Annotated in this window: 12 protein-coding genes; 7 read left to right on the top strand and 5 right to left on the bottom strand. The window is 38.0% G+C overall.

Annotation, left to right across the window (positions count from 1 at the left end):
• Positions 1-29: 29 nt before the first annotated feature.
• Positions 30-1,880, bottom strand: coding sequence for a transcription termination factor Rho (gene rho / locus ACPDHL_RS01330; RefSeq protein WP_430531005.1), 1,851 nt, complete (start codon positions 1,878-1,880; stop codon positions 30-32).
• A gap of 192 nt (positions 1,881-2,072) precedes the next feature.
• Between rho and ACPDHL_RS01325 the strand changes: the two genes are divergently transcribed.
• Positions 2,073-2,489, top strand: a complete 417-nt coding sequence (locus tag ACPDHL_RS01325) for a DUF4293 domain-containing protein (protein ID WP_430531004.1) — start codon at positions 2,073-2,075, stop codon at positions 2,487-2,489.
• 43 nt (positions 2,490-2,532) lie between these two features.
• Here the strand turns inward: ACPDHL_RS01325 and ACPDHL_RS01320 are convergent, their stop codons facing one another.
• Together ACPDHL_RS01320 and ACPDHL_RS01315 are read right to left on the bottom strand one after the other, a co-directional pair.
• Entirely contained in the window at positions 2,533-3,045 is a 513-nt protein-coding gene (locus ACPDHL_RS01320; protein WP_430531003.1) for a metallophosphoesterase family protein, read from the bottom strand.
• 26 nt (positions 3,046-3,071) lie between these two features.
• Positions 3,072-4,355 (bottom strand): M64 family metallopeptidase, encoded by a 1,284-nt coding sequence (locus ACPDHL_RS01315; RefSeq protein WP_430531002.1) that lies wholly within the window; start codon positions 4,353-4,355, stop codon positions 3,072-3,074.
• 371 nt (positions 4,356-4,726) lie between these two features.
• On the opposite strand from ACPDHL_RS01315, the gene truA reads away from it, so the two are divergent.
• The 5 genes from truA to ACPDHL_RS01290 all read left to right on the top strand — a co-directional run bounded on the left by truA (position 4,727) and on the right by ACPDHL_RS01290 (position 10,960).
• Entirely contained in the window at positions 4,727-5,464 is a 738-nt protein-coding gene (gene truA, locus ACPDHL_RS01310; protein ID WP_430531001.1) for a tRNA pseudouridine(38-40) synthase TruA, read from the top strand.
• Positions 5,461-7,215 (top strand): ABC transporter ATP-binding protein, encoded by a 1,755-nt coding sequence (locus tag ACPDHL_RS01305; protein WP_430531000.1) that lies wholly within the window; start codon positions 5,461-5,463, stop codon positions 7,213-7,215. Before truA ends, ACPDHL_RS01305 begins: the two co-directional genes overlap by 4 nt.
• 245 nt (positions 7,216-7,460) lie before the next feature.
• Entirely contained in the window at positions 7,461-8,936 is a 1,476-nt protein-coding gene (locus ACPDHL_RS01300; protein ID WP_430530999.1) for a DASS family sodium-coupled anion symporter, read from the top strand.
• Between the two features lie 269 nt (positions 8,937-9,205).
• A complete protein-coding gene (lpdA, locus tag ACPDHL_RS01295) occupies positions 9,206-10,597 on the top strand; it encodes a dihydrolipoyl dehydrogenase (protein WP_430530998.1) in 1,392 nt (463 codons plus the stop codon).
• A gap of 162 nt (positions 10,598-10,759) precedes the next feature.
• Positions 10,760-10,960, top strand: a complete 201-nt coding sequence (locus ACPDHL_RS01290) for a hypothetical protein (protein WP_430530997.1) — start codon at positions 10,760-10,762, stop codon at positions 10,958-10,960.
• 192 nt (positions 10,961-11,152) lie between these two features.
• Here the strand turns inward: ACPDHL_RS01290 and ACPDHL_RS01285 are convergent, their stop codons facing one another.
• Together ACPDHL_RS01285 and ACPDHL_RS01280 are read right to left on the bottom strand one after the other, a co-directional pair.
• A complete protein-coding gene (locus ACPDHL_RS01285; protein WP_430530996.1) occupies positions 11,153-11,845 on the bottom strand; it encodes a LytR/AlgR family response regulator transcription factor in 693 nt (230 codons plus the stop codon).
• Positions 11,821-12,813, bottom strand: a complete 993-nt coding sequence (locus ACPDHL_RS01280) for a sensor histidine kinase (RefSeq protein ID WP_430530995.1) — start codon at positions 12,811-12,813, stop codon at positions 11,821-11,823. Before ACPDHL_RS01280 ends, ACPDHL_RS01285 begins: the two co-directional genes overlap by 25 nt.
• 159 nt (positions 12,814-12,972) lie before the next feature.
• Here ACPDHL_RS01280 and ACPDHL_RS01275 point away from each other — a divergent pair, with 159 nt between their 5' ends.
• Positions 12,973-15,354, top strand: coding sequence for a TonB-dependent receptor (locus tag ACPDHL_RS01275; RefSeq protein ID WP_430530994.1), 2,382 nt, complete (start codon positions 12,973-12,975; stop codon positions 15,352-15,354).
• Position 15,355 lies beyond the last annotated feature (1 nt).

The raw sequence follows: 15,355 nt of genomic DNA, 5'->3' as shown, positions 1-15,355 counted from the left end.
CTCTTTTCAATTATATTCAAAATCACTAATTATCCTTGAATTTCAGCAAAAAACTCTTCGTTGTTTTTTGTATTTTTGATAGAATCAATAATCGATGTCATAGCCTCGATTGAATTCATATCATCCATCACTTTGCGAACCGTCCACGTGCGCTGTAATGCATCGCGATCCAAGAGTTCATCATCGCGACGAGTACTTGAAGAAGTAATGTCAATCGCAGGGTAAATACGCTTGTTTGCCAATTTACGATCCAATTGAAGCTCCATATTTCCTGTTCCTTTGAATTCTTCAAAGATTACTTCATCCATCTTAGATCCCGTATCTACTAAAGCCGTAGCGATAATACTCAACGAACCACCATTTTCAATATTACGCGCCGCTCCAAAGAAGCGTTTTGGTTTTTGTAATGCGTTAGCATCTACCCCTCCACTCAATACTTTTCCTGATGCAGGTTGTACGGTGTTATAAGCACGGGCTAAACGCGTAATGGAATCCAACAAGATCACTACATCATGTCCACATTCAACCAAACGCTTGGCTTTTTCCAATACAATATTGGCTACTTTTACGTGGCGCTCTGCAGGCTCATCAAACGTTGAAGCAATTACTTCTGCACGAACACTGCGTTGCATATCCGTCACCTCTTCTGGGCGTTCATCGATCAATAAAACGATCAAATAAACTTCAGGGTGATTAGCGGCAATGGCATTCGCTACATCTTTCAACAACATCGTTTTACCCGTTTTTGGTTGTGCAACGATCATTCCACGTTGTCCTTTACCAATAGGAGCAAACATATCCATAATACGCGTTGAAGTTGTACTTCTCGCACCGTCTAATTTGAATTTTTCCGTTGGGAAAATGGGCGTTAAATGCTCAAAAGAAACGCGATCTCTTACACTTTGAGGATCATGTCCATTAATTTTTAATACGCGAACGAGTGGGAAGAATTTCTCTCCTTCTTTTGGAGGACGAACCACTCCTTTTACTGTATCTCCTGTTTTTAAACCAAAAAGGCGAATTTGTGACTGTGATAAATAGATATCATCAGGAGATGACAAATAGTTATAATCCGCAGATCGCAAGAAACCGTAACCATCTGGCATCATTTCCAACACCCCTTCACTTTCAATAATACCATCAAACTCATAATCAGGTTCTCTGAAATTATTTTTTTGTTGTGCGTTATTGTTGTTGGATTGGTTTTGGTTGCGTTGTTGGTTTCTATTGCCTTGTTGATTTTGATGCTGTCTTTTATTGTCTTGTTCAACAGCAGGCTGGTCGCTTACAACTGGAGTTTCAGTTTCGCTTTTAGTAGCATCAGAAGCAACGTTTTGACGTTGATCGTCTCCTTGTTGTTTTTTGTTATTTTTAAAATCGCGCTTTTGAAAGTCGCGCTTAGTATTATCGTTTTTCTTCTTTTGTGTAAACTCTTTGTGGTTGTCACGTGAAGTGCTCTTAGCTTCAACTTTTGAATCTACATTCGACTCTGATTTTACAGTATCGCGATCTTCCTTACTCTCTTCTTTTGAAGATTCGAGGGTTCGATGCGCTGTTGATTCAGTCTTCTTTTCTTGTTTCCCATCCATTGGTGTTCTTTCCACCTCTGCTGTTTGCTTGGCAAGTCTTGGACGTCTTGGTTTTTCGACTGGAGTAGCTGCTACTGGAGCTGTTTGCACTGTTTCGGTTTGAACCGCTTTTTCTTTTTGCGCAACAGGCTTCGTCGCTTTAGCCTTACCTTCTGTTGGAGCTTGAACTTCTAAAATTCGTTCAATTAACTCTCCTTTTTTTAAAGTCGACACCTTAGTCAGCTTAGCCTGCTTCGCGATCTCCTGAAGGTCAGAAACCTTCATTTTTTCTAATTGGGAAATGTCAAACATATAAATGTTTATAGATTATAAATAAATGAGTTGTGTCTTAAAAATAAGAATGGAATTTTTGTTAGTAGAAGTGTCGTATTATGAAGTACTTACGACATAACTGTTGCAATAATACGAATTATTTTTAATATTTAATAGGTTTTTATAAAAAAGAAACCTTACTTTTGTGTGAGTTACAGAAAATCAATCATCATGTTACAGCGAATTCAAACCGTATATATGTTACTAGTTCTTATTGCACTAGGCGTATTACCCTTTGTTTTTCCTTTATGGTACAATGCACAGCAAGAGGAAGTTTACTTTATGTTTTTCCCCGCGTTCACCTTTCTTTTCGGCGCATCTGCTGCATTAACCGCTGTGAGTATCATGAATTATAAAAATAGACAACGACAGTTTGTTTGCAACAGACTGACTATGATATTAAACGTTATACTATTAGGATTATTTGTTTATCGAACACTAACTGTATCTGGAGAAGCGTCAGAAATCGTTTCTGAGAAAGGTATTGGGATGTTCCTCCCTATTGTTTCTATCGTGTTGCTTGTATTAGCAAACAAAGCCATCAAGAAGGATGAAGATCTTGTAAAATCTGTGGATCGCTTACGATAAACCTAACATCTTAGTTTATTAGTGCGTAAAAAAAACCGAACAATTATACTTGTTCGGTTTTTTTGTTTTTCGGCCATTCGATTAATTCTAAATCTTTAATATTCCCTTGGTCTAGGACAAACCGCAACATCGTTCGTACTTGATGAAAACCGCTAATACCCGCAGCACCAGGATTTAAATGCAATACTGCATATTCGGCATCATATTGTACTTTCAAAATATGAGAATGACCACAAATGTACAAGCCTGGTTTTTCTTTTCTCAATTGATTTTTTACTTGAGTGCGGTATTTTCCCGGATAACCGCCAATGTGAATCATATACACTTTCATCCCTTCACAAACAAAAAGCTGCTCTTCTGGAAATTCGATACGCGCTTCTGCATCGTCAATATTGCCATATACCGCTCGTAGCGGTTTGTACTTCTTAATCTCATCCGTTACTTCGAGATTGCCAATATCCCCCGCATGCCAAACCTCGTCAGCCTGCTTAACGTATTTTAAAATCGACGCATCAATACAGCTGTGTGTATCGGATAACAATACTATTTTTTTCACTGCTCTAACACTTTATTCAACAACAATTAATCGAGATAAAACTGAATCAGTTTTTCGATTGCCTTTTGACATACACCACAGAATCGATCATATTGGTTGGTACGCATACGACACTCTAACGCTCCTTTGTAGATTCCATTGCCCTCCAAGCCTTCATAAACGCCTATTGGGTATTTTTTAGCTTGATCTACTGGGGTAGGAATAGGGGTTCCTTTTTTCAACTGCCCACTCCACTTTGCATCAAAGTCCTTCAGCGTTGTAATATTTTGCTCCCAAGGTTCAGTTTGATTGGAGATAAAATCGCTCAATACATCTTGTTCGTAAAAATACTCATCCGCTAATCCCGCAAAACTATGCCCAAACTCGTGAACCACCACAGGTTTAAAATCTGCATGTCCTGTTGTTGTCAAGGTATAAGAATTGTAAATTCCGCCACCACCATATACATCGGTATTGGCTAGGATAATAATGTGTTCATAGGGAATTCCCGCTAAGAGATCATGTACTTTTTTCAAGCGATTTGTCGTCAAATAGCGCTGAGAATAAAACGTATCAAAATTCGATTCAACGGCAGTTTGCTTCCATTTGCCTGTGCGTGGTACACTTACTCCAGCATCATGTGATGGGCTTTTTACAGCAATAAAATTAAAGTAATCGCTAAATTGATCAAAAGGCTGATGTTTGAGTATTTCCTCCACAGATACTTGAGCCACAGCCCTAAATTGATCCATCTCTGCTTCAGTATAGCCCTCGGCAACCAATACTACATTAATAGCCTTACTGTTGTCTTTCGCCTGATGAATATACTCATGCGGAGTTACTTCTGCTATGCCTTTATCATGAATCAATATGTCTTGAGGTTCCACTACGTGTGTTAACCTACTTTTTTCTTTTCCGTTTTCATCAAATAGCACGACTTCTACTTTGGTTTTTTGCTTGGGAAAAGGAACTAAAAAAACATTTTCAAAACTCTTCGTTGTTGTTGCTGCCTCTTCTGTGGACAACCACTCTTGAAATAGCGTACTAAAACTCGTGGTATAAATCAATTGATCCGTTGCTTCATCATACAGACGCACTTGTCCATTACCTCTCAATGCATTTTCACTCAAGTGATGGGTTCTTCCCGCCCACATCGGATAACGCACCAATTCATCCAACAGTATAAACTGTTGATCGGCATTTCCTCCAAAAATATAATCCAATCGCAGGGTTTTATACTCGAAATACTGATTAAAATCTTGGGCTTGTGCTACTGTAAATAGCCCTCCACATAGCAGGGCTACAAGAATCTTCTTTATTTTTCTCATCATCGGTATTATTTCAAAAAGTAAAAATAGGACTATTTCACTACTTTTTCTAGCTCGATTACGGCAATTTATACTTGCCTTCTCTTTTAACATAAGTAGGTTTGGTTGGGTGAGGATTTGGTTAGATTGAGTGAGAATAGTAATCAATGAAAATCTTTGTTATGAATAATTGCTTGAACAACAAAAGCCAAACAGCAAAATCCAAACAACAATCCCCCGTTTATATTTTGTTTTAGTGTTCAATGAATCTGATCACTCACCACTCACCACTCACCACTCACCACTCACCACTCACCATTCACGATTCATTCATCTCCCTTTTCTCTTTTTTCCCATTTTTAAAGTATATTTGTAGGCTTAAAACGAGACTTATTTTGAGATATTTTATCGAATTTGCGTATAATGGTGCGAACTATCACGGCTGGCAACTCCAACCGAACGCTCCTACTGTACAGCAAACGTTAACCGAGGCTATTTCGACTCTATTGCGCCAACCAATTGAACTAATTGGAGCAGGCAGAACAGATGCTGGTGTGCATGCCAAGCAGATGTTTGCGCATTTTGACTGGGATCACCCTTTGGATAAACCAACGTTAATTCAAAAAATGAATTCGTTTTTACCTCCTGATATTGTGGTGTACCAGTTTCACGAGGTTGCAGCAGATGCACACGCACGTTTTGATGCAACAGATCGAACATACGAATACCACCTGCATTTATTCAAAGATGCATTTGTACATCCATTGAGCTATTATCACCATCGCGCATTAGATGTGGAGTTGATGAATCAAGCGGCTCAAATTTTATTTGAATACGAAGATTTTGAGTGTTTTTCAAAAACACATACCGATGTTTTTACCTTCAATTGTACCATTTACAAAGCAGAATGGACGTTCATCAACGGCAATCAATTGGTTTTCACTGTCTGTGCAAATCGATTCTTACGCAATATGGTACGCGCCATTGTGGGTACGCTCATCAATGTTGGTTTACACAAAATCACCCTAGATGATTTCAGAGCAATCATCGAAAGCAAAGACCGTGGACAAGCAGGATTCTCAGTTCCCGGAAAAGGCTTATTTTTAACAAAAGTAGGTTACCCTTATTTATGAAAAAATTAAACTCCATATCCTTACGCAAAACACTAGCTTATGCCAAACCCTATCAGAGTAGATTCCGTTGGGTGATCTTTTTTGCTATTGCGTTATCCATTTTTGCTGCGGCTCGTCCGTATATGGTCAAAGAAACCGTTAACCAATATGTACAACCCCAAGATCAAACGGGTCTTTTAATCTATGTGGGATTAATGGCTATTGTTTTGATCCTGGAAGTGACCTTTCAATTTTTATTTACCTATTGGGCCAGTTGGTTAGGACAAGATATCGTCAAGGATATTCGCGAAAAGTTATTTAAAAAAATCATCTCTTTTCGCATGCGCTATTTCGACAATGAACCAGTTGGTAAATTAGTAACGCGTTCTGTATCTGATATTGAATCCATTGCTAGTATTTTTAGCCAAGGTTTATTTATGATTGTCAGCGACTTACTCAAAATGTTTGTGGTCTTGGCGATTATGTTTTACATGAATTGGAAACTCAGCTGTATTGTTTTATTGGCTATGCCTATTTTACTCTATGCCACTCGTGTTTTTCAAATAAAAATGAAAGATGCCTTTCAAGAAGTACGTACGCAAATTGCCAACCTCAATACCTTCGTACAAGAGCGTATTTCTGGTATGAAAATCGTTCAGCTCTTTACCCGTGAAGAGATTGAATATGAAAAATTCAAAGAAATTAACGAAAAGCACAACCAAGCTTGGTTGAAAAATATTCTCTATAACTCCATCTTCTTTCCCATTGCGGATATTGTATCCTCTTTAACTTTGGGGCTTGTCATTTGGTATGGAGGGATGTCGATTGTACAAGGAGACAACCTCACTACATTTGGAGATTTATTCGCCTATACGATGTTGATTAGTATGCTCTTTAATCCTTTGCGTCAAATTGCCGATAAATTTAACGTAATGCAAATGGGAATCATTGCTGCAGAACGCGTGTTTGAAGTATTGGAAATGGATGAGACAATTGAGCAGAACGGAACCATTCAAGCTCCGTCATTCAAAGGTGATATTTCCTTGAATAACGTACACTTCAGCTATATTCCAGGGGTAGAAGTCTTAAAAGGCATCGATTTGGAAATTAAAGCAGGACAAACCGTTGCAATTGTCGGTTCTTCAGGAGCCGGAAAATCAACCATTATCAACTTGCTCAACCGTTTTTACGATATTAATGCAGGACAAATTAAAATAGACGGCATTGATATTCACGATTTTGAACTAGCTTCTCTGCGTCAACAAATTGCTATCGTACTTCAAGATGTTTTCTTGTTTAGCGATAGTATTCTCAACAATATCACCCTACACGACCCTGCTATTTCAAGAGAATTTGTCATTGAATCAGCCAAGAAAATTGGCATTCACGATTTTATTGTCAACCTACCAGGAGGATATGATTATGATGTAAAAGAACGCGGGGTTATGTTGTCTTCGGGTCAACGTCAATTAATTGCCTTTTTACGCGCCTATGTGAGTAAACCAAGTATTTTAATTCTCGATGAAGCAACTTCTTCGATTGACTCCCACTCAGAGGAATTACTTCAAAAGGCAACAGATTACCTCACTCACAATCAAACATCTATTATCATTGCTCACCGTTTAGCAACTATTGTAAACGCTGATGTTATTATCGTGATGGATAAAGGTAAAATTGTGGAAAAAGGAACACATCAAGAATTACTAACCTATGAAAATGGGTACTATAGAAATCTATATGAATCTCAATTTAAGGTAGTTGAATCAGCGTAATCACTATCCTATACAACGATACAAAAGAGGTCTGTTTATACACAGTCCTCTTTTTTTTGCTTCTTAGGGAGCTAAAAGCTTCATTATTCAAAAAAAAATTATTCAAAAATACAGTTTGGTCTATTTATTGGTAGATAGTAAAAAAACAGTACTCAGGTGTATATCAAGGAGATGTACAATTTATAACTCTTCCTAGATAAAGTTAGATAAAGCACATCTCATCCGTAGAATAAAAAACATTGAACATGGCTTATACATTAGAACCGATTAAACCGATCCCCACTGCAATTGCTGTATCCCTAACCTTGCTTATTTGGTTTTGCATTCCAGTTCCCGAAGGTGTAGCCCCTAATGCTTGGCATTTACTAGCGTTATTTGTTGGCACCATTGCTGCGATTATAGGCAAAGCATTGCCCATTGGCGCTGTTTCTATTGGTGCAATTGCCTTGGTTGCCGTAACAGGTGTCACCAATCCAGGGAATTCCAAAGCAGCCTTAGTTGATGCATTAAGTGGTTTTTCTAATGATTTAATTTGGTTGATTGGTATTTCAATCATGATTTCCATTAGTTTGTGTAAAACAGGATTAGGTGCTAGAATTGGGTATTTTCTCATTTCATTATTCGGCAAAAAAACGCTGGGTATCGCCTATGCCCTAGCCTTTGCAGAAACCATCTTAGCACCTGTCACTCCGAGTAATACGGCTCGTGGAGGTGGAATTATCTATCCCATCATGCGTTCTATTTCTGAGAGCTTTGGCTCGCGTCCAACAGAAGAATTGAGAAAACGCATTGGGCGTTATTTATCTTTGGTCAACTACAATACAAATCCCATCACCTCGGCCATGTTTATTACAGCAACTGCACCCAATCCTTTAATTGTCAGTTTAATCTATGAAGGAACAGATGCGAGTTTTCACTTATCTTGGGGGATGTGGGCCGTAGCTGCCTTTGTTCCCGCTCTTTTTTCATTGCTAATTATGCCTTTGGTTATCTACAAAATATGCCCACCTGAAATTAAGAAAACCCCAGATGCTCCCGTATTTGCGAAAGCGCAATTGAAAGAACTAGGACCTTTTTCACTACCTGAAAAAATCACCTTGAGTGTCTTTGTGCTCTTACTTTTACTTTGGGCAGGCGTTCCTGCACTATTTTTAGGGGATGATTTTATTGTACAGCCTACAACCGCTGCTTTTATTGGTTTATCCATCCTCTTAGCAACAGGCGTACTCACTTGGGATGATATCCTCAAAAACAAAGGGGCTTGGGACACCATTGTTTGGTTTGCCGCTCTGGTGATGATGGCAAGTTTTTTAGGCAAACTAGGACTCGTCTCTTGGTTGGCTCAAACCGTTGGTACGGGAATTAATCATCTTGGAGTCAATTGGATTACTGGCACCTTGATCCTGCTACTCGTATACGTGTATTCACACTACTTTTTTGCCAGCACAACTGCTCATATTACAGCGATGTTTGCCGCTTTTTTTGCTGCAGGAATCGCTTTAGGAACTCCACCGATGCTACTTGCCTTACTCCTTGGATTTTCGTCTTCTCTTATGATGTCGTTAACCCATTACGGTACGGGAACCGCCCCCATTATATTTGGTGCGGGTTATACCACCCTTACAGAATGGTGGAAAGTCGGTTTTGTTATTAGTCTTGTAAACTTATTCATTTGGATTACCATCGGAGGGCTATGGTGGAAACTCCTAGGCTACTGGTAGTCTGACATTACCTTACTTGTTTTTATTATTTTACCTCGGCGTGAGATTTCTCCATAATCTCACGCTTTTTGTTTCTATTACCCCCTATTGTATTAGAAGATGAACAACAATTTAAATCATTACTTACAAATTATACGCTAAAACACATAAACAAAGAAGTTCAATTTACAATTCTATAATTTACAGTCCCACAACTTTTCAAACTCGAAAGTTTCAAGTACGAAAATAATTGATTATTTTCGTAGCGTAAAATATAGAAATACATACATATGAAATTCGATATTATTGTTTTAGGAAGTGGCCCTGGAGGGTACGTTACTGCGATCAGAGCCTCTCAATTAGGTTTTAAAGTAGCGGTAGTTGAAAGAGAAAACTTAGGAGGTATTTGCTTAAACTGGGGATGTATTCCGACAAAAGCGCTTCTAAAATCTGCACAAGTGTTTGAATACTTGAAACATGCATCTGATTATGGTCTGACAATTAATGGAGAAGTTGATAAAGATTTCGACGCTGTAGTTGCACGTTCACGTGGAGTTGCTGCTGGAATGAGCAAAGGTGTTCAATTCTTAATGAAAAAGAACAAAATTGAAGTTATCGATGGATTTGGAAAAGTAAAACCAGGTAAGAAAGTTGACGTAACAGATAAAGAGGGTAAAGTAACTGAATATTCTGCTGATCATATTATCATTGCAACTGGAGCTCGTTCTAGAGAATTACCTAACTTACCACAAGATGGTACAAAAGTAATTGGATACCGTCAAGCCTTGACTTTACCTAAACAACCAAAAAAAATGATCGTTGTAGGTTCTGGTGCAATTGGTGTTGAATTTGCTTATTTCTATAATGCAATGGGTACAGATGTAACGGTTGTTGAATTTATGCCAAACATCGTTCCTGTTGAGGATGAAGACATTTCTAAACAATTCGAGCGCTCATTGAAAAAAGCGGGAATCAAAGTAATGACGAATGCTTCTGTTGAAAAAGTAGACACGACTGGTGAAGGAGTAAAAGCTACAGTAAAAACAGCAAAAGGAGAAGAAATCATCGAAGCAGATATCGTTTTATCTGCCGTTGGTATCAAAACGAATATTGAAAATATCGGTTTAGAAGAAGTGGGAATTGCTACAGATCGCGATAAAATCTTAGTAAACGATTTCTACCAAACGAATATCCCTGGTTACTATGCTATTGGAGACGTTGTTCCTGGACAAGCCTTAGCACACGTTGCTTCTGCAGAGGGAATCTTATGTGTTGAAAAAATTGCAGGTCATCATGTAGAACCATTAGATTACGGAAATATCCCTGGATGTACGTATGCTACACCTGAAATTGCTTCTGTTGGTTTTACAGAGAAAAAAGCAATCGAAGCAGGATACGAAATCAAAGTAGGAAAATTCCCTTTCTCAGCTTCTGGAAAAGCCCAAGCTGGAGGTACACCTGACGGATTCGTAAAAGTTATTTTTGACGCTAAATACGGAGAATGGCTAGGATGCCATATGATTGGAGCTGGTGTAACGGATATGATTGCTGAAGCAGTTGTAGCACGTAAATTAGAAACAACAGGATATGAAATCTTAAAAGCAGTTCACCCTCACCCAACGATGAGTGAAGCAGTAATGGAAGCTGTTGCTGATGCTTACGGCGAAGTAATCCACTTGTAATCTCAATTGAAATTTACTTTTCAAAATATAAAAAAGTCTGTCGATAATCGACAGACTTTTTGCTTTTATCTTCTTTTGGATTAACCTTTTTTACCCCCATTCTTTTGGATAGAAAAACATAATTACTTATATTTAAACTTGTTAACCCAAATAAATTTAATTATGAAACGCTTTTTAACCTCCTTTTCACAGGCTATCCCCTTTCTATTTTTGGTCGTCGGTATGATACTACTCCTCCAAAATATTGATCGATTACTCTACAAAGAAACACTTAACCTACTTTCTCTATTCGTCGCTTTTGGTTGTATCACAATCAGTATCCTTGGACAACGCAAACGCAAAAAGAAAATCGTTTACAGTTAGCAGTGGACGGTTTAGAGTGGACGGTTTACATTTTTTCTTTATAGCTCAATAATCTATTCAGAAAAATCCCATCTCCCATTTCCTATCTCCCATTTCCCATCTCCCATTTCCCATCTCCCATTTCCCATTTCCCATCTCCCATTTCCCATCTCCCATCTCCCATCTCCCATCTCCCATCTCCCAATTAGTCAATTATTCGATCAAAATCTGATACTTTCGTCCAACTGGAATTTCGATGTTGGTATGCAAGGTTACTTTGCCTAATTCTTTTTTGACGATTTGCTTGCGATTGACAATAAACGAACGGTGTACTTGAATAAAGTGATCCGGTAGTTCTGTTTTAATGCTAATAAGTGATCCGTACACAAAATAGCTTTTACTGCGATGCTCAACAAAAATCTTAATATAATTTCCTGCACTTTCCACAAAGATAATCTCATCAACATCAATAGTGATATCCATTCCATCTTCGCGAATTTTTAGCACATTGTCTTGTTCCTCATCTATAGATTCTTTTCGGTTCTTACAGAATATTTTTGCTTTTTCAATGGCTTTTAGGAACTTGCCAAAAGAAATGGGCTTCAACAAATAGTCTACTGCATCTTTCTCATACGATTCTAGCGCAAAATCAGAATATGCTGTTGTAATAATCGTCACTGGCTTTACAGCAACCATATCCAGGAGTTCCAATCCAGTAATCAGTGGCATATTAATATCCAACAATAGAATGTCAACTTCATTTTTCTGCAAGAAAGCCAAAGCCTCCCGCCCTGAAAAGGCATTTCCTACACATTCTAAATCTTCACATTGACCAATATGACTCATCAATACCTGATGTGCAGGCTTTTCATCATCTACGATTAAACACTTGTATTTAGTCCCCATAAGGTAAGTTTTGCTTTATATCTATTTTTTTGCTCCTCTACTGTAAATCGAGATTGAATTCCCGATACCTCCAATCGTCTTCTTAAATTACTCAATCCCAATCCTGTGCCTTGTTTTTGTCTATCTTTAGGCAAACAACTATTGGTAATTTCAAAGAAAATTTTCCCTTCCTCCTCTTTCCAGCGAATTAAAATATAAGGATCTTCTGTTTGTAAGCTAAATTTCACCGCATTTTCCACCAAACTAAAAAACAAAAGCGGTGGTACAAAGTAGGCTTCTAAATCACCGGAATAATCGATTTCTACAACCAAGGAGTCACTGGTAAATTTATAGTAATCTAAGTATTCATTCACAAAATCAATTTCCAAATCCAGGTGTACTTCTTCTTTTTTACTCGCCTCGATTTGATAGCGAAATAAATGGGAGAGCTGTAAAATTCGGCTGGGTGTATCAGTTGGATTAGTCAGCGCTTCTCCATAGAGATTATTCATGGCATTCAGCAAGAAGTGAGGATTTAGCTGCATCTTCAAAAACTCCAACTCAGCCACAGTATTTGCTAATTTTCTCTCGCGTAAAGTAATATTCTGAAATGCCCATTGGTGAATAAAATAGGTTCCCGTTCCTAAAATGGTAAAAAACAACGTATTGGTAATTTCGAGAATCAAAGACTTAAATTCGCCTACATAAAGGGCATATTGACTTAAACAAAATACCCCAAACACCAAATAGACAAAAAACCAAAGTAAAAAAGACTCATATTTTTTAGTCAATAAAAAGCGTTTGATAATAAATACATTGTTAACGTAAATCAGCGCATAAATCAAGGCAATGGCCGGTACCATTTCCACTAAAATTTCCCGAATACTCTTGTTTCCCAAGCTTGTGTACTGGATAAATCCAAAGATTAAGCACAAGGTTAACAGCCCAAAAATATTTCGATACCATATATTAGAATACCATCTCCACATCTCAAATACTTTATGGAATAAAGATAGGAATTACAACACATTGATTGCAAAAAACTTATATAAAGACCATTAAGATAAAAATTTCGTCATTTGTATAGTCTTCGTTAAAAAAGACAAGAAACTTAGTTACTTTCGTATTTAAATAAATTCTTAAGTACGATGCTATATGGTCAACGTGGAACGGTATTTCTTTTATTTATACTGTTTTTTATTACTATGGGGATAAAAGGTCAATCCACTTACTTCTTACAAGGAACGATCAAAGATAACCAAGAGCCCTTAATTGGGGCGACGATTTATATTGATGAGATCAATAATGGTGTAATTACCGATGAGAAAGGACATTACTCGATCGAATTAAAGGAAGGAACTTACACCTTAAAAATATCGTATATCGGTTATACCGATCGCTCTACTACGATCCAATTAACGAAAAATCAAACCCTCAATTTTGTACTCACAACAGATTCATCCGAACTGTCAGAGGTAGTGATTGTACAAAATAAAAACAAAGCCGATATTCGAAAACCCGAAATGAGTGTCAATAAAATGACCACGGAAGAAATAAAGAAAATTCCAGTAGTTTTAGGTGAAACGGATATTTTGAAGTCCATTCTTCAATTGCCAGGTGTGACCAATGCAGGAGAAGGAGCGGCGGGGTTCAATGTACGTGGGGGAAGTGCTGGGCAAAACCTAGTTCTATTGGATCAAGCGAGTGTCTATAGTTCCTCCCATCTCTTTGGGTTCTTTTCGATTTTTAATGCAGATGCAATCCGAGATTTAAAACTATATAAAGGGGGAATTCCCGCTCGTTTTGGAGGAAGAGCTTCTTCTGTACTCGATGTGTACCAAAAAGACGGAAATAAGAACGATTATGCCTTTGAAGGGGGAATTGGCGTTATTTCAAGCCGACTCTTAGCCGAAGGTCCCATTCAAAAAGGAAAATCTTCTTTCCTCATTGCTGGACGTGGCTCTTATGCCCACCTATTTCTCAAACTGACAGATAACAAAAACTCCGCCTATTTCTATGACATCAATACCAAATTGAGCTTTGATATCAATGAAAAAAATAAAATCAATTTTTCGGCTTATTACGGAAGGGATATTTTCAGTTTTACTGATTTGATGAAAAATAGCTTTGGTAACCTAGCCGTTACCTTAGATTGGAGAACCCTATACAGTGATAAACTAACAGGTAATTTATCGTTGACAACGAGTCATTACGATTATGACCTCGATTTAGACCTCGTAGGATTTAACTGGACCAATGGGATTAAGAGTATACAAGGAAGATATGATTTCTTACACGACATTAACCCTGCCTTGCAATTGCGCTATGGTGTTGGGCATACAGAATATATTTTCTATCCTGGAACCATCAAACCAACAACAAGTGATTCTTCGATCAACTACAAGAAAATAGACAATAAATACGCATCAGAAAGCAGTGTTTACGTAGAAGCTGAACAAAATTTCGGTCAGCATTTTAGCGTGAACTACGGTCTTCGTTTTTCTCATTTCAATGCCAAAGGAAAGGGAATTGAGCATACCTATGCCAATAATCAACCCGTTCGATACGACCGTGAATTAGGAGTGTACAAAATGGCTGATATATTGGAAACAACCTATTACAAGAAAAACAAATCCATTGAGCAGTTCAATAACCTAGAGCCAAGAATTGGTGTAGCTTATATCATCAATGATGATCAATCCATCAAGGCCAGTTATAACCGCATGACGCAATACATCCACTTAATGTCTAATACCGCAGCTCCAACGCCTTTGGATATTTGGACCCCCAGTGGTAAATACACGGATCCTGAACTAGCAGATCAAGTTGCTTTGGGTTATTTCCAAAACTTTGCGGAGGGGAGATACAGTTTAGAAACAGAAGTGTTCTACAAAAAAGTAAAAAACAGCATTGATTACATCGACGGCGCACAATTAGTAGGAAATGAAGCAATTGAACGCGTCATTCTAAACGGAGAAGCTCGTGCCTATGGTTTAGAAGTACTCGTTAGAAAAAACCTTGGAAAACTGACGGGTTGGGTTGCTTATACCCTATCCAAAGCAGAACAACGAACACCAGGAAGAACAGCTGATGAACCGGGAATCAATAACGGAAACTGGTACCGTGCTTCTTATGATAAATTACACGATTTATCCATTACAGCCATGTATGAGTTGAATCCTAAATGGTCTTTTGGAGCGAGTTTTACCCTGCAATCAGGCCGTCCTATTACCTATCCCGAAGGGCAATATGAATATTTAGGTCTACGTGTTCCCAAATTTGGAGATCGAAACGGAAATACGATGCCTGCTTACCACCATTTGGATATTTCTGCCACCTATACACCCAATCCAGATTCTACAAAAAGATGGAAAGGAGAATGGGTATTCGGTATCTACAACCTATATAGCAGACACAATGCAGCGTCTATTTCCTTTAGAGAAAATGAAGATATTCGCGGAAAAAATGAGGCAGAAAAAATGTCTATTTTTGGTCTAGTTCCGAGTGTTACCTACAATTTTAAATTCTAAG

This window comes from Myroides sp. C15-4 (assembly GCF_050522745.1).
Taxonomy (GTDB): Bacteria; Bacteroidota; Bacteroidia; order Flavobacteriales; family Flavobacteriaceae; genus Flavobacterium.
Note: the sequence above shows the minus strand (reverse complement) of the source record. Positions and strands in the feature narration are given on the sequence as shown.

Excerpts from the sequence above, each read along its gene's own strand:
- rho (WP_430531005.1), bottom strand. The coding sequence starts at position 1,880 with ATGTTTGACATTTCCCAATTAGAAAAAATGAAGGTTTCTGACCTTCAG.
- ACPDHL_RS01325 (WP_430531004.1), top strand. The coding sequence starts at position 2,073 with ATGTTACAGCGAATTCAAACCGTATATATGTTACTAGTTCTTATTGCA.
- ACPDHL_RS01315 (WP_430531002.1), bottom strand. The coding sequence starts at position 4,355 with ATGATGAGAAAAATAAAGAAGATTCTTGTAGCCCTGCTATGTGGAGGG.
- ACPDHL_RS01305 (WP_430531000.1), top strand. The coding sequence starts at position 5,461 with ATGAAAAAATTAAACTCCATATCCTTACGCAAAACACTAGCTTATGCC.
- ACPDHL_RS01300 (WP_430530999.1), top strand. The coding sequence starts at position 7,461 with ATGGCTTATACATTAGAACCGATTAAACCGATCCCCACTGCAATTGCT.
- lpdA (WP_430530998.1), top strand. The coding sequence starts at position 9,206 with ATGAAATTCGATATTATTGTTTTAGGAAGTGGCCCTGGAGGGTACGTT.
- ACPDHL_RS01290 (WP_430530997.1), top strand. The coding sequence starts at position 10,760 with ATGAAACGCTTTTTAACCTCCTTTTCACAGGCTATCCCCTTTCTATTT.
- ACPDHL_RS01285 (WP_430530996.1), bottom strand. The coding sequence starts at position 11,845 with ATGGGGACTAAATACAAGTGTTTAATCGTAGATGATGAAAAGCCTGCA.
- ACPDHL_RS01280 (WP_430530995.1), bottom strand. The coding sequence starts at position 12,813 with ATGTGGAGATGGTATTCTAATATATGGTATCGAAATATTTTTGGGCTG.
- ACPDHL_RS01275 (WP_430530994.1), top strand. The coding sequence starts at position 12,973 with ATGCTATATGGTCAACGTGGAACGGTATTTCTTTTATTTATACTGTTT.